The 19,391-nt window shown below is 75.7% G+C and carries 20 protein-coding genes; 10 read left to right on the top strand and 10 right to left on the bottom strand.

Annotated elements, in window-relative coordinates; translation table 11 throughout:
• Positions 1-30: 30 nt before the first annotated feature.
• Genes DMP17_RS31105 through DMP17_RS31095 form a run of 3 tightly spaced genes read right to left on the bottom strand, consistent with a single transcriptional unit; the run spans position 31 to position 3,247 of the window.
• The gene (locus tag DMP17_RS31105) at positions 31-1,281 is read right to left on the bottom strand and encodes a glycosyltransferase family 2 protein (protein ID WP_337831396.1); all 1,251 of its coding nucleotides are present in this window, start codon (positions 1,279-1,281) and stop codon (positions 31-33) included.
• A complete protein-coding gene (locus DMP17_RS31100; protein WP_337831395.1) occupies positions 1,278-2,237 on the bottom strand; it encodes a hypothetical protein in 960 nt (319 codons plus the stop codon). The genes DMP17_RS31105 and DMP17_RS31100 overlap by 4 nt, the downstream gene beginning before the upstream one ends.
• The gene (locus tag DMP17_RS31095; RefSeq protein WP_337831394.1) at positions 2,234-3,247 is read right to left on the bottom strand and encodes a glycosyltransferase family 1 protein; all 1,014 of its coding nucleotides are present in this window, start codon (positions 3,245-3,247) and stop codon (positions 2,234-2,236) included. The genes DMP17_RS31100 and DMP17_RS31095 overlap by 4 nt, the downstream gene beginning before the upstream one ends.
• Before the next feature lie 75 nt (positions 3,248-3,322).
• Between DMP17_RS31095 and DMP17_RS31090 the strand changes: the two genes are divergently transcribed.
• The 4 genes from DMP17_RS31090 to DMP17_RS31075 all read left to right on the top strand — a co-directional run bounded on the left by DMP17_RS31090 (position 3,323) and on the right by DMP17_RS31075 (position 7,261).
• Positions 3,323-4,225: a WcbI family polysaccharide biosynthesis putative acetyltransferase gene (locus DMP17_RS31090; protein ID WP_337831393.1), complete on the top strand. Its 903-nt coding sequence runs from the start codon at positions 3,323-3,325 to the stop codon at positions 4,223-4,225.
• 146 nt (positions 4,226-4,371) lie between these two features.
• On the top strand, positions 4,372-5,433 hold the full coding sequence (locus tag DMP17_RS31085; RefSeq protein WP_337831392.1) for a glycosyltransferase: 1,062 nt from the start codon (positions 4,372-4,374) through the stop codon (positions 5,431-5,433).
• Entirely contained in the window at positions 5,430-6,464 is a 1,035-nt protein-coding gene (locus DMP17_RS31080; RefSeq protein WP_337831391.1) for a glycosyltransferase, read from the top strand. Before DMP17_RS31085 ends, DMP17_RS31080 begins: the two co-directional genes overlap by 4 nt.
• The gene (locus DMP17_RS31075; protein ID WP_337831390.1) at positions 6,461-7,261 is read left to right on the top strand and encodes a glycosyltransferase family 2 protein; all 801 of its coding nucleotides are present in this window, start codon (positions 6,461-6,463) and stop codon (positions 7,259-7,261) included. The genes DMP17_RS31080 and DMP17_RS31075 overlap by 4 nt, the downstream gene beginning before the upstream one ends.
• A 283-nt stretch (positions 7,262-7,544) precedes the next feature.
• Here the strand turns inward: DMP17_RS31075 and DMP17_RS31070 are convergent, their stop codons facing one another.
• Together DMP17_RS31070 and DMP17_RS31065 are read right to left on the bottom strand one after the other, a co-directional pair.
• Entirely contained in the window at positions 7,545-8,108 is a 564-nt protein-coding gene (locus tag DMP17_RS31070; RefSeq protein WP_337831389.1) for a hypothetical protein, read from the bottom strand.
• Positions 8,109-8,138: 30 nt separating this feature from the next.
• Complete coding sequence (locus tag DMP17_RS31065) at positions 8,139-8,759, bottom strand: LysE family translocator (protein WP_337831388.1); 621 nt, start codon at positions 8,757-8,759, stop codon at positions 8,139-8,141.
• 81 nt (positions 8,760-8,840) lie between these two features.
• On the opposite strand from DMP17_RS31065, the gene DMP17_RS31055 reads away from it, so the two are divergent.
• Complete coding sequence (locus DMP17_RS31055; protein WP_443217928.1) at positions 8,841-9,323, top strand: Lrp/AsnC family transcriptional regulator; 483 nt, start codon at positions 8,841-8,843, stop codon at positions 9,321-9,323.
• A 6-nt stretch (positions 9,324-9,329) separates the two neighbouring features.
• Here DMP17_RS31055 and DMP17_RS31050 read toward each other — a convergent pair whose 3' ends face one another.
• The 3 genes from DMP17_RS31050 to DMP17_RS31040 are packed head-to-tail and all read right to left on the bottom strand — an operon-like array spanning position 9,330 to position 12,171.
• Positions 9,330-10,217: a sugar phosphate isomerase/epimerase family protein gene (locus DMP17_RS31050; protein WP_337831387.1), complete on the bottom strand. Its 888-nt coding sequence runs from the start codon at positions 10,215-10,217 to the stop codon at positions 9,330-9,332.
• Entirely contained in the window at positions 10,214-11,209 is a 996-nt protein-coding gene (locus tag DMP17_RS31045; protein ID WP_337831386.1) for a Gfo/Idh/MocA family protein, read from the bottom strand. The genes DMP17_RS31050 and DMP17_RS31045 overlap by 4 nt, the downstream gene beginning before the upstream one ends.
• Before the next feature lie 35 nt (positions 11,210-11,244).
• Positions 11,245-12,171, bottom strand: a complete 927-nt coding sequence (locus DMP17_RS31040; RefSeq protein ID WP_226356890.1) for a sugar phosphate isomerase/epimerase family protein — start codon at positions 12,169-12,171, stop codon at positions 11,245-11,247.
• Between the two features lie 146 nt (positions 12,172-12,317).
• Here DMP17_RS31040 and DMP17_RS31035 point away from each other — a divergent pair, with 146 nt between their 5' ends.
• Complete coding sequence (locus tag DMP17_RS31035; RefSeq protein ID WP_226356889.1) at positions 12,318-13,355, top strand: LacI family DNA-binding transcriptional regulator; 1,038 nt, start codon at positions 12,318-12,320, stop codon at positions 13,353-13,355.
• A gap of 7 nt (positions 13,356-13,362) precedes the next feature.
• Here DMP17_RS31035 and DMP17_RS31030 read toward each other — a convergent pair whose 3' ends face one another.
• Entirely contained in the window at positions 13,363-14,124 is a 762-nt protein-coding gene (locus DMP17_RS31030; protein WP_337831385.1) for a GntR family transcriptional regulator, read from the bottom strand.
• Positions 14,125-14,304: 180 nt separating this feature from the next.
• Between DMP17_RS31030 and DMP17_RS31025 the strand changes: the two genes are divergently transcribed.
• The 4 genes from DMP17_RS31025 (at position 14,305) to DMP17_RS31010 (ending at position 18,260) form a co-directional block, all read left to right on the top strand.
• On the top strand, positions 14,305-15,279 hold the full coding sequence (locus DMP17_RS31025) for a substrate-binding domain-containing protein (RefSeq protein ID WP_226356887.1): 975 nt from the start codon (positions 14,305-14,307) through the stop codon (positions 15,277-15,279).
• A 68-nt stretch (positions 15,280-15,347) separates the two neighbouring features.
• The gene (locus DMP17_RS31020; RefSeq protein WP_226365312.1) at positions 15,348-16,430 is read left to right on the top strand and encodes an ABC transporter permease; all 1,083 of its coding nucleotides are present in this window, start codon (positions 15,348-15,350) and stop codon (positions 16,428-16,430) included.
• A 7-nt stretch (positions 16,431-16,437) separates the two neighbouring features.
• Positions 16,438-17,253 carry an ATP-binding cassette domain-containing protein gene (locus DMP17_RS31015; protein WP_226356885.1) on the top strand — a complete coding sequence of 272 codons (816 nt, stop codon included), beginning with the start codon at positions 16,438-16,440 and terminating at the stop codon, positions 17,251-17,253.
• Positions 17,253-18,260, top strand: coding sequence for a Gfo/Idh/MocA family protein (locus DMP17_RS31010; RefSeq protein WP_226356884.1), 1,008 nt, complete (start codon positions 17,253-17,255; stop codon positions 18,258-18,260). The genes DMP17_RS31015 and DMP17_RS31010 overlap by 1 nt, the downstream gene beginning before the upstream one ends.
• A gap of 83 nt (positions 18,261-18,343) precedes the next feature.
• Here the strand turns inward: DMP17_RS31010 and DMP17_RS31005 are convergent, their stop codons facing one another.
• Entirely contained in the window at positions 18,344-19,354 is a 1,011-nt protein-coding gene (locus tag DMP17_RS31005; RefSeq protein WP_226365314.1) for a LacI family DNA-binding transcriptional regulator, read from the bottom strand.
• Positions 19,355-19,391: the final 37 nt, after the last annotated feature.

The raw sequence follows: 19,391 nt of genomic DNA, 5'->3' as shown, positions 1-19,391 counted from the left end.
GCCATCCGGGGCGGTCGGGCCTCCGTAGGGCTACGGCATCGCGGCGAGCAGGGTCGCGACGCCCTGCCGGTGCTGGGTGACGGCGTCGTCGACCCGCCCGCGCCGGGCCCGGCCCGCCGCCCGGCTGGAGACGAGTGCGGCGAGGGTCCGCCCGTCCGGACCGGCGATCTCGACGCGGCCGAGGTCGTGGCCGGTGAGCAGGTCCATCGCGCGGGCCAGCGCGTCGGGCGGGAGCGGCGCGTGGACGTGCAGCCGGGCCCGGGCGCGGCGCAGCCGGTCGGTGCTCCACGGGCCGGTGTCGGCGACGCCGCGGTAGAGCTCGTCGAGCCGCGGGTCGCCGCCGGGCAGCCGGACCCGCACGTCGCGATGGGTCTGGTTCAGCACCGCGTCGACGATCTCCACCAGCTCCCAGCCGTGCGCATCCGCGTCGACGGTCGCGAGCACGTCCGGGACCGCGCCGGGCAGCGGTGCGCCGCGCACTCCCGGGTCGGGGACGAGCGCGGCGATCCGGATGCGTTCGCCGTCCTTGCCCCCGCCGACGGCGTCGTGGTCCTCCGGACGTGCACCCCAGTCGGGGCCGTCGTGCCAGGCCACCGCGGCCGGTTCGTGGACGAGCAGCGCACCGTTGTTCCAGGCCCGGTAGGCCAGATCCCAGTCCTCGCCGCCGTAGCCGACGTAGCGCTCGTCGAAGCCGCCGAGGTCGTCGAACAGGCTGCGGTGCAGGGCGAGCACGGCGCTGATGACCAGCTGCCAGTCCGTGCCCGACGCGTCGAGCAGGTCGCGGGTGCGGCGGTAGCCGTCGGCGAGCCAGGCCGGGTCGGGCAGCTGCGGCGCGGCGGCCGGGTCGTCGCCGGGGGCGGTGCCGGACAGGTCCGCGTGCCGGCGACGCCCGACGGCGAGCACGTCCGGGCAGGCCGCGATCCGCGCGGTGAGCGCCGCGACGAAGCCGGGCCCGGGGACGGTGTCGGCGTCGAGGAACACCAGGACGTCACCCTCGACCTGCGCGGCGCCGCGGTTGCGCGCGGCGGCGGCGCGGAACCCGCGGTCGTCCTGGGTCACCACCCGCACCGGGACCGGCCCCAGCGCGCCCGGGTCGGGCGGCTCCGGGGACCCGTCGTCGGCGACGACCACCGACACCGGCGGCCGCGTCTGCGTCTGCAGCGCGGCGACGGTGCGGGCCAGCTGCGCGGGCTGGCGGTAGTGGCACACCACCACCCCCACCGACGGCGGCGGCCCGGTGTGCGGCGCGAGCAGGTCCCAGCGGTTCCCCGGCACGCTCACCGGGCGACCATCCGCCGGTAGAGGGCGGCGTGCCCGGCCCCGGCGTCCGGCCAGTTCGGGACCGGGCCGCGGGTCGCGCCGGGCCGGGTCAGGGCGTCGGCGACGAGGGCGTCGCGGCGGGTGTCGTCGTCGTAGAGCGCCACCGCGCCCGGGGCGGCGGCGTCGACCTCGTGGGCGTAGGCACCGGCTGCGGCCAGCGGGTAGCGGCCGTGGGCCAGCCACGCCAGCAGCGAGCCGCTGGCACTGACGGTGCGGCTCGGCGCGACCGGGACGGTGACCGCGGCGGCGGCCGCGGCGAGCGCCGCCGGCTCCAGGTGCCCGGTGAGGATCCAGTCCACCCCGCGGGATCGGGCGTGCCCGGCGAGGGACCGCGCGAGCTCGTCGTGCCCGTCGGACACCGCCCCCGCGGCGACGACCGCCGGCCGGTCCGGGTGCGCCGCCGCCGCGTCGATGACGGCCTCGTGCCCCTTGCCGGGGTAGACGAACCCGAGCACGCCCAGCGTGGGGCGCCCCGCCCAGCCCGGCGCCTGCTCCGCGGGCACGACGACCGGCAGCGGCAGCGGCAGGGTCACCGGGTCGGTCGCGCCGAGCGCGCGGGCCTTGTCGGCCTCGTGCCCCGCGGACACGACGACCACGTCGGCGACCGCGACCACGCGCCGGTACCCGGCGCAGCGGCGGACGTCGCGGGCCGGGTCGGGGTCGGCGCCGGGCAGGTCGTGCAGGGTCACGACCAGCGGCCGCGGCAGGACCTGCGCCTGCTCGACGAAGGCGTCGGCGGCCGCGGCGACCCCGGCGCCCCACAGCGCGTCGGTGAACTGGGCGTGGGTGAGGTCGGCCTGGCCGGAGCCGACCGGGACGACGCCGTCGGCGACCACCGCGGCGGCGACGGCGGCGGCGTGCCGGACCACGCCGTGCCCGGACGCCCCGGGCGCGACGACCCGCACGGTGACGGTCACCGCGCCACCCCGGCCAGGACGCGGCGGTACTCGCGGGCGTGGGCGTCGGCGACCTCGGCGCGGCGCCGTTCCCGGTCTCCGGGGTCGGCCCGCCAGGCCGGGCGGGTCCGGTGCGCGAGCGCGACGGCGGCGCGCAGCGAGGCGCGGTCGGGACCGTCGTCGGTGAGGGTGTAGGTCAGGCAGGGCGCCTGCTCGCGGAAGTGCCCGACGTCGGGCACCAGCGCGGTCGTGCCGAGGTCGTGACAGGCCTCCAGCCAGCCGGAATGGGTCCCCCACCGGTACGGGAGCACCGACACGTCGAGCTCCTGGAGGTAGGTGTGGAGGGCGTCGTCGTCGAACGGGGGGTGCACCCGCAGCTCCAGGCGGGGCTCGTCGCGCAGGGCGTGGGCCACGGCGCGGCCGCGCGCGTCGTCGTGCGCGTCGACCCGCAGCCGGACGTCCCGCGGGGCGGTCGCGGCGAGCGCGCGGGCCACCCCGACCGGGTCGGCGTTGGTGCGGTGGCTCTTGGCGTGCAGGCCGACGACGAACCCGTCGGCGCGGCGGGGCCGGGGGCGGCGCAGCCACTCCGGCCCGACGACGGCCGGGTGCCCCAGCACCAGCGCCTCGCGTCCCCAGCGTTCCCGGATCCGCGCGGCGGCACCCGGGGTCAGCGTGACGAGCCCGGCGGCGGCCGGTACCAGCACGTCGAGGGCAGCGGCGTGCGGCGCGGGGTCGGCGTGGTGCGGGTTGCGCAGGTCGTGCACGGTCAGCACCAGCGGGACACCCGTCTCCCCCAGTGCCGCGACGAGTGCGCGCAGCTGGTCGGGGGTGCGGTCGTCGAAGCCGAAGTGGACGTGCAGCAGGTCGACCTCGGCCGCATGCGCGCGCAGGTGGTCGGCGTCGAGCCAGGGCGAGGGCCACCACACCCCCGGACGGGCACCCGGGACCGGCGGGTCCGGGAGCCGGACCACCTCGGGGTGGTGCAGCGATGCCACGTAGGGATGGGCGGTGGGCACGGACGCCACGCGCACGCGACGGCTCCTCTCCTCGGGTCCTCCGGGATGCCCGTCCGGGCGCGGATCAACCGCGCGGGCCACGATGACCGGGTGACCGATCCGCGCCGCCGCCACTACGGCGTCCTCTACGGCCTCGAGCCGCCGCCGCCGGGACCGCTCGCCCTGGTGTGGGGCAACTGCCAGGCCGAGTCGGTCCGGGTGCTGCTCGCCGGCGTCGACGGCCTGCCGGTCACCCCGGTGCGCATCCCGCCGGTGCACGAGCTCACCGCCGAGGACCTGCCCCACCTGCGCCGGCTGCTGTCCCGGACCCGGCTGCTGGCGTCCCAGCCGGTCCGTGACGACTACCGCGACCTGCCGCTGGGGACCACCCAGATCGCCGACGGGCTGGCGCCGGGGGCGGTCGTCGTGCGCTGGCCGGTGATCCGCCACCCCGCGCTGCACCCGTGGTCGGCGATCGTGCGCCACCCGTCCGACCCGGCCGCCGTCCCGCCGGGGGTGCCCTACCACGACCTGCGGGCCCTCGCGGCCGCCGCGGGACGCGAGCCGGGGCCGCCGCCGACGCCCGACGCCCTGCGCGAGGTGGGCCGCCGCGGGATCGCCGAGCTCGCCCGGCGGGAGGCCCGCGACACCGACGCCGGGGTGTCCGACGCGATCGCCGGGTTCGGCGCGGCGGCCGCGCACACCCTCAACCACCCCGGCAACGGGGTGCTGATGCTGCTCGCCGGCCGGATCCTCGACGCCGCCGGGATGCCGGGCGTCGTGTGTGACCCCGGACGCACCCTGCTCGGCGGGATCCGGGCCCCGCTGCGCGCCGACGTCGTCGACGCCCTCGGGCTGGACACGCCGCCGCGCCCGCACTGGTGCGTCTCCGACCAGGCGATCGGCGAGGACGAGGTCGCCGCCGCGCAACGGGCCTGGTACGCCACGCACCCCGGATGGGTGGACGCCGGACTGGCCCGGCACGCCGACACCCTGGAGCTGCTGGGGCTGTAGCCGGACAGGGGGCCCAAGGTCGAGTTGTGGGGGGGCCCGGGGCACCGCATGATCGGTGGAACGTCCGGGTTCAGCCGCCAGCTCGCACGGTTCCGCCCTACGAGCCTCGGAGCGTATCGACCCATGATCCCGTCCGCCTTCCACCGGTGACCGTCCGGATCGCCCTCATCGCTTCCGCCCGCTACCCGATCCGTGAACCGTTCCCGGGAGGGCTCGAGGCGCACACCGCCGGGCTCGCGTCCCGGCTGCGACGCCGCGGCCACGACGTGACCGTCTTCGGCGCGCCCGGCTCCGACCCCGGACTGCGGGTCCGGGAGATGGCGGTGCTGCCCCCCATCTCGCGTGCCGCCCGCAGCGACGTCGGCATGCCGCCGGAGTGGTTCCTCGCCGAGCACCACTCCTACCTGGAGCTGCTGCTGGCGCTCTCGCGCGAGCGCGGCCGCTACGACGTGGTGCACAACAACTCCCTGCACTACCTGCCGCTCGCGCTGGCCGACACCCTCGACGCGCCCGTCCTGACCACGCTGCACACGCCGCCGACGCCGTGGATGGAGTCCGCCGTGCGGCTCGGCGACCCGCACCGGCTGCGGTTCGCCGCGGTCAGCGCGCACACCGCCCGCGCCTGGGCGCCGACCGGTGCCCGCGCGACGGTGGTCCGCAACGGGGTCGACACCGCGGCCTGGGAGTACGGGCCGGGCGGCGGGGTCCCGGTGTGGTCGGGCCGGGTCGTCCCGGAGAAGGGCCCGGTGGAGGCGATCCGCGCGGCGCGGCTGGCCGGGACCGGGCTGCGGCTGGCCGGGCCGTGCCCGGACCGGGCGTTCTTCGACGCCTGCGTCGCCCCGCTGCTGGGCGACGGCGTCGACTACGTCGGGCACCTCGACCACCGGGCGCTGGCCCGCCTGGTCGGGGACGCGACCGTCGCCGTCGTGTCGCCGTGCTGGGACGAGCCCTACGGCCTGGTCGTCGCCGAGGCGCTGGCCTGCGGCACCCCGATCGCCGGGTTCGCCCGGGGTGCGCTGCCCGAGATCGTCGACCCGCTCAGCGGGGTGCTGGCCGAGCCCGGCGACGTCGAGGGGCTGGCCGAGGCGATCCGCGCGGCGTCGCTGCTCCACCGCACCGACGCCCGCCGGCACGCCGAGGCGACCTGCTCGGCCGAGGTGATGATCGACGGCTACGAGCGGCTCTACCAGGCCCTGGCCGCGGCATGACCGGCACGATCGTCTACTACGTGCACCACCACGGCAGCGGGCACGCCCACCGCGCCGCCGCGATCGCCGCGCACTGCCGCACCCCGGTCGTCGGGGTCGGGTCCCGGCCCGCCCCGCACGGCTGGCCCGGCACCTGGCACGAGCTGCCCCTCGACACCGGCGGCAGCGACAGCGACACCGCCGGCACCGCCGACGTGACCGCGGGCGGGACGTTGCACTGGGTGCCCCGCCACCACGACGGTCTGCGCGCCCGGACCGCCGCGGTCTCGGCGCTGCTCGCCGCGGGCCCGGCCCGGCTGCTCGTCGCCGACGTGTCGGTGGAGATCGCGCTGCTGGCCCGGCTGCACGGGGTACCGGTCGCCGTCGTCGCGCAGCCCGGGGAGCGGCTCGACCGGGCACACCGCACCGTCTACGACCTGGCGGAGGTCCTGCTCGCGCCGTGGCCCGCCGATCCGCCGCGGCCGTGGCGCCCGGAGCTGACCGGCCGGACGGTGCACCTGGGCGGCCTGTCCCGCTACGACGACCGCACCGCCCGCCCGGGTCCGGGCCGTCGCCGGGTGCTGGTCCTGACCGGCAGCGGCGACGGCGGCGCCGACCCGGCCGCACTCGCCGCCGCCGCGGCCGCCACCCCGGACTGGACCTGGCGGGTCGCCGGCGGCCTCACCGGCGCGCTGCGCGACGCCCCGCCGAACCTCGCCTGCGCCGGGTGGACGGGCGGGGTGTGGGCCGAGCTGCAGGACGCCGACGTCGTCGTCGGGCACGCCGGGCAGAACGTCGTCGCCGAGATCGCCGCCGCGCGCCGCGCCGCCGTCATCGTCCCGGCCGAGCGTCCCTACGGCGAGCAGGTCGCGACCGGCGCGGTGCTGCGGGCGGCCGGGCTCGCCACGGTCCGCGACCACTGGCCCGCACCGGCCGACTGGCCCGGGGTGCTCGACGAGGCGGTCTCCCGCGGCGGGGCGGGCTGGTCGCGCTGGTCCGACGGGCGCGCCGCGGAACGCGCGGCCGCGGTGCTCGACCGGATCGCCGCGTGAGCGCGCCCGGAGCGCGGGTCGCCGTGGTCACCGTGGTCCGCGGCCGCGCCGGCCACCTCGCCCGCCAGCGCCGGGTGCTCGCCGCGGGACCGCCGGTGACCCACGTCGTCGTCGGGATGGGCGAAGAGCCCGCCACCGACGGTGCGGGCCCGCCGACCCGGGTACTCAGCGTGCCCGCGCCGGGGCCGTTGCCGCTGGCGGCGGCGCGCAACGCCGGGGCGGGCGCCGCGCTCGCCGGCGGGGCGACGCTGCTGATGTTCCTCGACGTCGACTGCCTGCCCGGGGACGGCCTGGTCGACGGCTACCTCCGCGCCGCGGCACGACGCCCGGACGCGCTGCTGTGCGGGCCGGTCACCTACCTGCCGGCGGGGGTGCTGCCGGAGCGGGACCTGCACCACCACACCGACCCGCACCCGGCGCGCCCGGCACCGGCCGACGGGGCGCTGGTCCCGGAGCCGCGCCGGGAGCTGTTCTGGTCCCTGTCGTTCGCCGTCTCCGCCGACGCGTGGCGGGCCGGCGGCGGGTTCTGCGAGGACTACGCCGGCTACGGCGGCGAGGACACCGACTTCGCGCTGTCCTGCGGGCTGGACCTGGTGTGGGTGGGCGGGGCGCACGCGTACCACCAGCACCATCCGCCGGCCCGGACCGACCCGGCCCGGATCGCCGAGATCGTCGGCAACGCCCGGCTGTTCCACGACCGCTGGGGGTGGTGGCCCATGGCGGGCTGGCTGCGCGAGCTGCACGCGGCGGGCGCAGTGGAGTTCGACCCGCGGCGTGACGTGCTGCGGGTCGGGTGAGACCGGCCGGGGCTCAGCGGTCGGTGCGGGGCGGGCAGGCGCAGAACTGCACCGGCCGCATGCACGAGTAGCACAGGTCCGACGCCCGGCCCGGCCGCGCACGGCGGGTCAGGGCCCGGTGTGCGAACGCGAGGATCGACATGACCGGGACATTTCCCGGGGACACCGCCGTCACACGCGACCGGAGCGGTCGAGGGGACGGGCGGCCCCGCAGCTGCGGCGGACGGCCGCAGCCGCCGCGACGTCCGGGCGAGCGGCTGCGGCCGACCGTTTCAGCGCGGGGTCACTCCGGGCCCTGCGAGCGCAGCTCCTCCACCCGTCCCATCGCCTCGCGCAGCTCGGTCAGCCACTCGTCGGCGTGCCGGCCGACCAGGCGCACCGACCAGGCCAGCGCGTCCGATCGGGACCGGGCCACACCGGCGTCGACGAGGGTGTCGAGCACCGCCCGCTCGGGCTGGCGCAGCCGGGTCATCACCGGCACCGAGATCGTCGTGAACAGTTCGGTGGTCCCGCCGATCCGCGCGCCCCAGGCGACCTTGCGCCGGTAGCGGCTCTCGGCCTGGCGGGCGATCTCGATCCGCCGGTCCCGGGTCTCCTCGCGGAACCGCGCGATCCGCCCGGTCTCGGCGGCCGCGGCGTCGGCCCGTCCCGCATCGGTGTCGGGGTGGTCGCCACCCGGCGGGGGCAGCTCCCCCACCACCACGATCTCGTCCCGGTCGACCGTCACCTCCGGCGCGCCGGTGAACCACCCGTCGGGCAGCCGTCCGGTGAACCACGCCGCGGCGTCGTCGGCCGGGGGGAGGTCGGCCTGCTGCCAGCCACCCCGTCCGCGTCCTCGTCCTGTCATCGCGCACCTCCTGCATCGATGATTACAGGATTACACCGTAATGAGCTGCGACGCCAGCAGGACGGCGCCGAGGGTCACCATCGCCGCGCCCGCGACCCGGGACACCACGCGCGCCGCGGCGGGCCGCGCGGCCAGGACGGTGCGGGCGCCGACGCCCACGCCGGTGTAGACGAGGGCGCAGCCCAGCACGTGCACGAGACCGAGCAGGAGGATCTGCCCGCCGACGGGGACCGGCGCCGACGGGTCGGTGAACTGCGGCAGCAGCGCCAGGAACAGCAGCAGCGCCTTCGGGTTGAGCCCGCTGACCCCGGCGCCGCGGACCAGGTCGCCGAGCCCGGACCCGCCGCCGTCCACGGCCGCGGTGGCGGGGCCGGCCGGGCGGAGCAGCGTCGTCGCGCCGAGGACCAGCAGGTAGGCGGCACCGACGGCGGTGAGCACGGTGAGGACCTCCGGCCGGCGCGCGACGACCGCCGCGATCCCGGCCGCGACGAGCACGGCGAGTGCCAGGTGCCCGCTGAGCAGACCCGCCAGCGACGGCAGCACCGTCCGACCGCGCAGCCCCGCGCGGATCATGTACGCCCAGTCCGCGCCGGGCGTCAGGACCAGCAGCAACGACAGGCCGGAGAACCCCAGCACGCTTCCGATCGGCATGCCCCGACGCTAGGCAGGAAGCGCCGACAGGTGTTCCCGATGTTCCCACCGAGAGCCCTGGATGGTGCAAGATTCCTCTCCGTGGACGCGATCGACCGGAAGATTCTTGCCGAGCTGCAGGCCGACGGCCGTCTGACCGTCACCGAGCTGGCCGACCGGGTGCGGCTGTCGGTGTCGCCGTGCCACCGCAGGCTGCGTGCCCTGGAGTCCTCCGGGGCGATCGCGGGCTACCGCGCCCACCTCGACGCGCACCGGCTCGGCCTGGGCTTCGACGCGCTGGTGTTCGTGACCATGCACGAGGCGGTGCAGGACACGGTGCAGGCGTTCGAGTCGGCCGTCGACGCCATCGAGCAGGTCGTCGCCGCCCAGCGGCTGTTCGGCGACCCGGACTACCTGCTGCGGATCATCACCCGGGACCTGCCCGCGTTCCAGCGCCTCTACGACGAGCGCCTCACCACGCTGCCCGGGGTGCAGCGGCTGTCCTCGACGCTGGTGATGAAGGACGTCGTCGCCGACCGGGGGCTGCCGCTGGAGCACGGGCTCGCCCCCGGCCGGGCGGGGTGAGACGGGCTAGCGGCCGGCCGGGAGGTGCCCGTCGCCGAAGTGCTTCGCGACCAGCGCGACGATCGTCTCCCGCTGCCGCACGCTGATCTCGGCGGCGTGCTCCTCCCAGCCGAACACGCAGCTGGACAGCACGCCGTCGAACCCGGTCGCGGCGAGCGCGGCGAACACCGCGTCGAAGTCGACCTCGCCGCGCCCCATCTCGGCGTGCTGGTGCACCCGGACCGTCGACCCTGGCGGGTTGACGATGTAGCGCAGTCCGTGCGACGCCGTGTGGTCCAGGGTGTCGGCGAGGTGGACGTGGGCGAGCTTCCCGTCCGCCGCGGCGATGATCCCGGCGGCGTCGTCGCCCTGGTGGAAGGTGTGCGGGGTGCAGTAGAGGAAGTCGATCCAGTCGGCGTTCAGCCCGCGCACCAGGTTCACCGCGGCGTGCCCGTCCTCGACGAAGTCGTCGGGGTGCGGCTCCAGCACCAGCCGCACACCCTCGCGCTCGAACACCGGCGCGAGCTCGTCGAGCGAGCGCAGAAACTGGCTCTCGGCGTGCTCCGGGGACTCCGGGCGCCCGTTGAACTCCGAGTTCATGACCTCGACGCCCAGGTCGACGGTCATCCGGATCGCCCGCTTCCAGGCCCGGACCGCGGCCTGCCGCTCGTCCTCACCGGGCCCGGACCAGCGCAGCACCGGCAGCACCGAGGCGATCCCGACCCCGGCGTCGGCGGCCCGCCTGCGCAGCCGCGCGACCGCGGCGTCGTCGGCGCGGGGGTACCGGAAGAACGGGAGGAAGTCGTCCTTGGGCGAGAGCTCCATCCAGGAGTAGCCCATCCGCGCGACGACGTCGGGCAGCTCGTGCACCGCGTGCGTCGCGTGGAACATCTGCGGGTCGAGCGCCAGCTTCACGGCCGCTCCCCCAGCCGGACCTCGACGCGGCGGCCGGTGGTGACGGCCTGCACCCCGGCCGCGCAGACGGCGACGGCGGCGTAGCCGTCCCAGGCGCCGGGGCCGGCGACCGTGCCGCGGGCGGCGGCGTCGACGAACGCCTGCATCTGGGTGTCGTAGGCCTGCCCGAAGCGGACCACGAAGTCCGGCGCGAGGGACCCTCCCCAGCGTCCCGCGGAACGCAGGACGAGGTTCTGGTCGAGCCCGATGGTGGCTTGGCCGCGCTCGGCGACGAGCTCGGTGCGGACCTCGTAGCCGACGCCGGTACGGACGAAGGACTCGACGTCGACCAGCCGGCCGGACGCGGTCTCGAACAGCACCAGCATCGGATCGGCGTTGCCCGCGGGCGAGGCCGAGCTCGCGCGGGGGGTCAGCACGGTGACCGCGGTGATCTCCTCGCCCAGCAGGAAACGGGTGCAGTCGACCTCGTGCACCACCGAGTCGGCCATCGCGAACACCGAGGTGAAGTGCTCGGGCACCGCCGGGTTGCGGTGCACGCAGTGCAGCATCAGCGGATCCCCGATCCCGCCGGACTCGACCAGCGCCCGCAGTGCGGCGTACTCGCGGTCGAAGCGGCGCATGAACCCGACTTGGACCAGGCGCCGCCCGGTCGCGGCCTCGGCGCGGACGACGGCGAGCGCGCTCGGCTCGTCCATCGTCAGCGGCTTCTCGCAGAGCACCGGCCTGCCGGCCTCCAGGCAGGCCAGCACCTGCTTCTCGTGGGCGGCCCCGGGGCTGGCGAGGACGACGGCGTCGACGTCGTCGGCGGTGATCGCGGCGATCGGGTCGGTCTCGACCCGGGCCCCGACCCCGGCGGCGACCCCGGCGGCCCGGTCGGCGTCGGCGTCGGCGACGACGGCGACGCGGGCGCCCCGGACCCGGTGGGCGAGCGAGTCCACGTGGAACGCGCCCATCGCTCCGACGCCGATCACGGCGACGCGCAGCTCGGACATGGTGAGCCTCCTTGCTCGGTCTTCGATGCCCGTGGTCAGGGGCGGGGGGTGCCGATCTCGACGGCGCGGTTGCCGCAGCCGGCGAGGTGGGTGTGGGTGCGCCGGGCGATCGGCAGCGGCGCGTCGGGCGGGCAGGGGTACATGTCCTGCTCGACGATCGCGTAGAGGTCGCGGCCGAGCGCGGCGACGGCGTCGAGCAGCGGCTCCATCGCGGGCACGCCGTGCGGGGGCTCGCACATGACGCCGCGGCGCACGGCCTCGGGGAAGGTGAGGTCCTCGGCCTCGACCTGGTCCAGCACGGCCGGGTCGACCTGCTTGAGGTGCAGGTAGCCGATCCGGTCGGGGTGGCGGCGGATCAGGTCGACGTTGTCCCCGCGGTAGTAGGACACGTGCCCGGTGTCGAGGCAGAGGTTCACGTACCGGGGGTCGGTGTCGGCGAGGAAGCGCTCGATGTCGCGCTGGTACCCGACGTGGGAGTCGGCGTGGCTGTGGAACTGCACGTGGAGGCCGTACTCGTCGAGGATGCGCCGGCCCAGCTCGTCCATGCCGGTGGTGAGCGCGCGCCACTGCTCCGCGGGCAGCTCCGGGCTCTCGATGGCCGCCCCGGTCCGGTGGTCGCGCCACGGCTCGGGGATGACGATGATGTGCCCGCCGCCGACCGCCTTCGTCAGCGCGGCGACGTCGGTGACCTGCTTCCAGACGTCCTCCCAGGAGTCCGGGCGGTGCAGGTGCTCGAACACGGTGCCCGCCGAGACCCGCAGCCCGTGGGTGCTGAGCGCATCGGCCAGCTCCGATGGGTCGGTGGGCAGGTAGCCGTAGGGCCCGAGCTCGATCCAGTCGTAGCCGGCGCCGGACACCTCGCGCAGGAAGCGGTCCGCGGTCGTCTGCTCGGGGTCGGACGGGAACCAGACTCCCCACGAGTCCGGTGCCGAACCGACGGTGATCCTGGAGGGGGTGGCCACGGTGTCTCTCCCGGTCCTCGGTGCGCCGGTGGGGCACCACCGGCAGACAACTAGAGCGCGCTAGTACGCTCGGTCGGCAACTATCCGGCGCCGTACCGACTATGTCAAGACAAAGATCGGCCGCGTCGGCACGAACGGGAGGCCCCGTGCCCGAGCTGGATCCCCCCGCCGCCGCGACGCCCCGGCGGCGGCGCCCGACGATGTCCGACGTCGCCGAGCGCGCGGGCGTATCGCGCGCCCTGGTGTCGATCGTGTTCCGCGACCGGCCCGGGGCCTCGGACGCGACCCGGGCCCGCGTGCTCACCGCCGCCGACGAGCTCGGCTACACCCCCGACAGCGCCGCACGGCTGCTCGCCCGCGGGCGCAGCCGCACCATCGGCGTGCTCACCACGGTCGGCGAGCCGTTCGAGGCGGCGCTGATCGAGTGCCTCTACGCCGAGGCCGGCCGCTACGGCTACGGCGTGCTGCTCAGCGCCCGCACCCCCGGGCACGACGAGCGGACCGCGGTCGACGAGCTGCTCGCCCACCGCTGCGAGGCGCTGGTCCTGCTCGGCCCCGAGGCCCCGGACGCGGAGCTGATCGCGCTGGCCCGGCGGACCGCGCTCGTCGTCGTCGGGCGCGGGGTGCGCGGGGTGGACAGCGCCCACACCGACGACGAGGCGGGCCTGCGCGCCGTCACCGAGCACCTGATCGCCGCCGGTCACCGCCGGATCACCCACGTCGACGGCGGCCCGGGCCCGAACGCCGCGGCCCGCCGCGACGGCTACACCGCCGCGATGACCGCCGCCGGGCTGTCCGGGGAGGTGCGCGTGCTGCCCGGCGCCTACGACGAGGAGGCCGGCATCGCCGCCGCGCACCGGCTGCTGGCCGGCGGGCCCGGCGACCCCGCGCCGCCGACGGCCGTCGTGGCCGGGAACGACCGGTGCGCGATCGGCCTGCTGGACACGCTGCGCCGGTCCGGGGTGGACGTCCCCGGGCGGATGTCGGTCGCCGGCTACAACGACGACCGGGTGTCGCGGCTCGCGCACGTCGACCTCACGACGGTCCGCCAGGACACGGCCGCGCTGGCCCGGGGCGCGGTCGACGCCGTCCGCGCCCGGCTCGACGACCCGGCGGCCGGGCCGGTGGAGCTGGTGCTGGACCCGCACCTGGTGGTGCGGGGCACGACCGGCCCCGTCCGCTGAGCGGCCGTCAGACCGGGGCCGGCGCGGCGGCCCCGGCGGGCAGCGTGACCTCGATGGCGTAGCGGCTCGGCCGGTACAGGTGCGTGCCGTACTCGACGGCGTGCCCGGACTCGTCCCAGGCGGTGCGCACCGTCGTCAGCAGCGGCGCGCCGGCCGGCTCGCCGAGCGCGGACGCCTCGTCCGCGGTCGCCGCCCGGGCCCCGACGACCTGCCGGGCCAGTCGCGGAGCGTGACCGGCGGAGCGCAGCAGCGCGTAGAGCCCGTGCGCCACGAGGTCCTCCACGCGCGGCGCGAGGACCGACACCGGCACGACGTTGGTCATCAGGGCGAGCAGCTCGCCGTCGGCCAGGCGCAGCCGCTCGATCCGGGTGGCGACGGTGCCGGGCGGCACCCCGAGGGCACGCGCGACGCCGTCGTCGACCGGCCCGGTGGTGCACCGCCGCAGCACCGTCGCGGGCGTCCGGCCGGCGCGCAGCAGGTCGTCGTGCAGGCTCGTCAGGTCGGCGGGTCGCGCCAGCGGGGGCGGCAGCACCCGCGTCCCGGCGCCGCGCTTGCTCGCCAGTACCCCCTGCTCCACCAGGTAGGACACCGCCCGGCGCAGCGTCGGGCGGGTCGCCCCGAGGCGCCCGACGAGCTCGGCCTCGCCGGGCAGTCGGGACCCGGCGGGCAGCTCGCCGGACTCCACCATCGCCCGCAGCCGGCTCGCGACCTGGAAGTACAGCGGCACCGGGCTGCCGCGGTCCACGCGGACGCCGACCGGGTCGGGCACGGCACTCCCCATTTCTGATGAGGGCGTCAGTTTGTCCTGACAAACCATTGACGAGACAGTGCGGTGAGCGTACATCTATGCGTGGTCCGCATCACCCTCCGACATCGGGGCCCTCGGAGGAGACCGCCACACTCGCCGCGACCGGTCGACCCGCGTCGCGATCACAGAGAGAGATGCTCGATGAGGAGTATTCGGAAGATCGGCGCCGGACTGGCCGCAGCTTCGCTGGTCCTCGGACTGACGGCCTGCAGCAGCCAGGGAGGCGCGCAGAACGACGCCGCGGCGACCCAGGGGCAGCGCTACACGATCGCGATGATCACCCACGAGCAGGCGGGCGACACCTTCTGGGACAAGATCCGCGCCGGGGCCGAGGACGCCGCCGCCACCCACGGCATCGACCTGAAGTACTCGAACAACGAGCAGGGCCCGGAGCAGGCCACACTCGTCCAGAACGCCATCGACTCCAAGGTGAACGGCATCGCCGTCACCCTCTCCTCCGCCGACGCCGTCGTCCCGGTCGCCAAGAAGGCCGCCGACGCGGGCATCCCCGTCGTCGCCTTCAACCAGGGCATCGACCAGTACAAGGCCGCCGGCGCGAAGATGTACTTCGGGTCCGACGAGAGCCTGGCCGGCCAGACCGTCGGGCAGAAGCTCTCCCAGACCAGCCCCGGCGGCAAGGTCCTCTGTGTGATCCAGGCCCAGGGCTCGGTCGCGCTGGAGACCCGCTGCGAGGGTGTCAAGAAGGCCTACCCGAACACCGAGAACATCCAGGTCAACGGCGCTGACCTGCCGTCGGTGCAGCAGACGCTGAACGCCAAGCTCTCCGAGGACAAGTCGATCACCGACATCGTCACGCTCGGCGCCCCGATCGCGCTGGCCGCGATGCAGGCCCAGGAGGGCACCGGCTCGACCGCGAAGATCGCGACCTTCGACCTCAACCAGGACGCGGCCAAGGCCATCCAGGACGGGAAGATCCTCTTCTCGGTCGACCAGCAGCCCTACGTCCAGGGCTACATGGCCGTCGAGTCGCTGTGGCTGAACCTCTCCAACGGCAACGACCTCGGCGGTGGCAAGCCCGTGCTCACCGGCCCGTCGCTGGTGGACAGCTCGAACATCGGACAGATCCTGCCCTACACCCAGGCCAACAAGCGCTGACCCGGCGCGTCCGGGGGCGGCCCGCGCACCGGCCGCCCCCGGACGTCCGCCTCGACCAGGAGCCTCCCATGAGCACACCCACCGCCGCCGGCGAGGCCGGCGCGTCCACCCCGACCCCGCCCGCGCCCGAACCGGCGCCCGCGGCCCCGCAGTCCCGCTCGCTCTCGGCCCGGCTGTTCACCCGCCCCGAGTTCGGGACGATCATCGCCGCCGTCGTGATCTTCGTGTTCTTCTTCGCGATCGCCGAGCCGTTCCGCACGCTGGACTCGTTCGCGACCGTGCTCTATGCCGCCTCGACGATCGGGATCGTGGCCGTCGGTGTGGCGCTGCTGATGATCGGCGGCGAGTTCGACCTGTCGTCCGGGGTCGGGGTCACCACCTCGGCGCTGACCGCGGCACTGTTCGCCTACCAGCTCTCGCTGAACATGTGGGTCGGCGTGGTGCTCAGCCTGGTGGCGGCGCTGCTGGTGGGCTTCATCAACGGCTGGCTGGTGGTCACCACCGGCATCCCGAGCTTCCTGATCACGCTGTCGATGTTCTTCGTCCTGCGCGGCGCGAACATCGGCGTCACCAAGGCCGTGACCGGCACGGTGGCCACCAACAACGCCTCCGAGCTGGACGGCTTCGCCTCCGCACACGCGATCTTCGCCTCGGACATCCCGCTGGGCTTCATGACGGTCAAGGTCACCGTGCTGTGGTGGCTGGGGCTGGCCGCGGTCGCCTCCTGGATCCTGTTCCGCACCCGTCTCGGGAACTGGATCTTCGCGGTCGGTGGCAACGCCCCGTCCGCCCGCGCCGTCGGCGTCCCGGTGAAGAAGGTCAAGATCGGCCTGTTCATGGGGGTCGGCTTCGTCGGCTGGATCCTGGGCATGCACATCCTGTTCAACTTCAGCTCCGTGCAGTCCGGCCTCGGTGTCGGCAACGAGCTCATCTACATCGTCGCGGCGGTCGTCGGCGGCTGTCTGCTGACCGGTGGCTTCGGCTCGGCGATCGGTGCCGCGATCGGCGCGTTCATCCTCGGCATGACCACCCAGGGCATCGTGTTCGCGGGCTTCGACCCGAACTGGTTCTACGCCTTCCTCGGCGCGATGCTGCTGCTCGCGGTCGTGCTGAACCTCTACATCAAGAACTACGCGACGACGCGGAAGTGAGCCCGAGATGACCGACACGATCGCCGAGAACGCCGCCTCCGACCTGCGCGCGGGCGAGCCCCTGGTGCGGATGCGCGGGGTGGGCAAGGCCTACGGCGCCATCCGGGCCCTGGAGGGCATCGACCTGACCGTCAACGCCGGCGAGGTCACCTGCGTGCTGGGGGACAACGGCGCCGGCAAGTCCACCCTCATCAAGATCATGTCCGGGCTGCACCCGCACTCCGAGGGCACCCTGACCGTGCACGGGCGCGACACCACGTTCTCCTCGCCGCGCCAGTCGCTGGACCTCGGCATCGCGACGGTCTACCAGGACCTCGCCGTCGTCCCGCTGATGGAGGTCTGGCGCAACTTCTTCCTCGGCTCCGAGCTGCGCAAGGGCAACTACCCCCTGGCTCCGCTCGACATCGCCGGCATGCGCGAGATCGCCGACGCCGAGCTGCGCAAGATGGGCATCCACGTCAAGGACATCAACCAGCCCATCGGGACGCTGTCCGGCGGCCAGCGCCAGTGCGTCGCGATCTCCCGTGCCGTGTACTTCGGCGCCCGGGTGCTGATCCTCGACGAGCCGACCGCGGCGCTGGGCGTCAAGCAGTCCGGTGTGGTGCTCAAGTACACCGCAGCCGCCCGCGCCGCCGGCCTGGGCGTCGTGTTCATCACCCACAACCCGCACCACGCCTACATGGTCGGCGACCACTTCATCATCCTGAAGCTCGGCCGCCGGGTGCTCGACCGCAAGCGCTCCGAGGTCACCCTCGAGGAGCTGACCGCCGAGATGGCGGGCGGCCAGGAGCTCGCCGAGCTCGCCCACGAGCTGAAGCGCTGATGGAGCCGCTGCGCATCGGGATCCTGGGAGCCGCCCGGATCGCCCGCGAGGCGCTGGTCGACCCCGCGGCCGTCACCGGTGACCGGCTCGTCGCCGTCGCCGCACGGGACCGCGGGCGCGCCGAGGCCTTCGCCGCCGAGCACGGCGTCGAGCGGGTGCACGACGACTACGCCGCCGTGCTCGCCGACCCGTCGGTCGAGGTCGTCTACAACCCACTGGCCAACGCGCTGCACGGGCCGTGGAACCTGGCCGCGATCGCGGCCGGCAAGCACGTGCTGAGCGAGAAGCCGTTCGCCGCCAACGCCGAGGAGGCCCGCGAGGTCGCCGCCGCGGCGCGGGCGGCCGGGGTGGTCGTGGTCGAGGGGTTCCACCACGTGCACCACCCGGTGCTGCGCCGGGTCGTGGAGATCGCCGCGTCCGGGGAGATCGGCACCGTGCGCCGGGTCGAGACGACCTTCGAGATGCCCGCCCCCGCCGACGACGACCCACGCTGGTCCGCCGATCTCGCGGGCGGCGCGGTGATGGACATCGGCTGCTACGCCCTCCACGTGCAGCGCACGCTCGGACGCGTCGTGCTGGGCGGGGAGCCCCGGGTGACCGCCGCGGAGGCGACGCAGCGCTCGCCCGGCGTCGACGCGCGCCTCGCCGCGGACCTGGAGTTCCCGTCCGGGGCGACCGGCCGGGCGCGCTGCGACATGGAGGCCGCCGGGTTCGCGTTGCCGGCCCGGGTGGTCGGGGACCGCGGCGAGGTCCTGGCCCGCAACTTCGGCCTGCCCACCCGCGACGACCGGGTGGAGGTCACCGTCGACGGCACCACCCGCACCGAGCACCTCGGCACCCGGCCGACCTACCTCTACCAGCTGGAGGCGCTGCGGGCGCACCTGCGCGAGGGGGCGCCGTTCCCGCTGGACCTCGACGACGCCGTCGCCAACGCGGAGCTGATCGACGCCGCCTACGCGGCCGCCGGGATGGCACCGCACCCGCGCCTGCCGGCGCCCGTGCACTGAGGGCGCGGCACCGCCGCTCCGGGCCGGTCACCGCACCCCCGGACCGCGTTCCGCGGAACGCGCCTGCGCCCCGTCCGCCGGGCTCAGCTCCGGGGTGGGGCGGTGCTGGCGCGGGGCAGCAGCCGCGGCGCGAGGACGACCTCGCGCGCGGTGTCCCGGCCGCCGTCGAGCCGCTCGGCCAGCAGGTCGAGCACGTGCTCGGCGGTGCCCGGGACGTCCTGGCTGACCGTGGTCAGGTCCACGTGCGCGAGCCGGGACAGCGGGCTGTCGTCGTAGCCGGCCACCGACACCGTGGCGGGCACGTCGACCCCGGCCCGGGCCAGGGTGTCGAGCAGGCCGACCGCGCAGCGGTCGTTGAACACCGCGACCGCGGTCGGCAGGGACTCCCCCGCCAGCAGGGTGCGGGCGGCACGGGCGCCGTCGGCCTCACCGTGCCCGCCGGCCACCACCCGCCCGGGCAGCCCGGCGGCGCGCATCGCCGCCCGGTAGCCGTCGCGGCGCTCCGCGGCGATCGAGCCCGCGCCGCCGTCGACGTGCACGACCTCGCGGTGCCCCAGGTCGAGCAGGTGCCGGGTCTGCTCGGCGGCGCCGTCGTCGTCGGGCACCCGGACGACGTCGACCCCGGCACCGGGCAGCCGCCGCCCGACCGCCACCACCGGCAGCGTCGCGCCCAGCTCGGCGAGCCGGTCCGCCGGGGCGTCGCTGCCAAGCAGCACCAGCGCCTCGCAGCGGGAGTCGACGAGGGACTCGACCGCGCGGCGCTCGTCGCGGGCCGGGGAACGGGCGCCCAGCAGCAGGTCACGGCCGCGCCGCTCGGCGAGGGCGAGCAGCTCCTCCACCAGCTCGGCGTGGTAGGTCGAGCGGATGTCGAGCACGACGCCGACGGTGCCGCTGCGCCGGCTCGCGAGCATGCTCGCCGCGCGGTCGGGCCGGTAGCCGAGCGCGTCGGCCGCGGCCAGCACCCGCGCCCGGGTCGCCGGGCTGGGCCCCGGGGCGCCACGGAGCACCAGCGACACCGACGCCGGGGACAACCCGACCCGCGCGGCGACGTCGGCCAGCCGCGGACGCCCCGCTCCCGGACTTTGTCTTGACATGATCTCCCCTCGCACCGCAGACTCGTCCCGGTATTAA

Source organism: Pseudonocardia sp. TMWB2A, assembly GCF_017312135.1.
The sequence above is the reverse complement of the archived record's forward strand: the minus strand, read 5'-3'. Positions and strand labels throughout refer to the sequence as shown.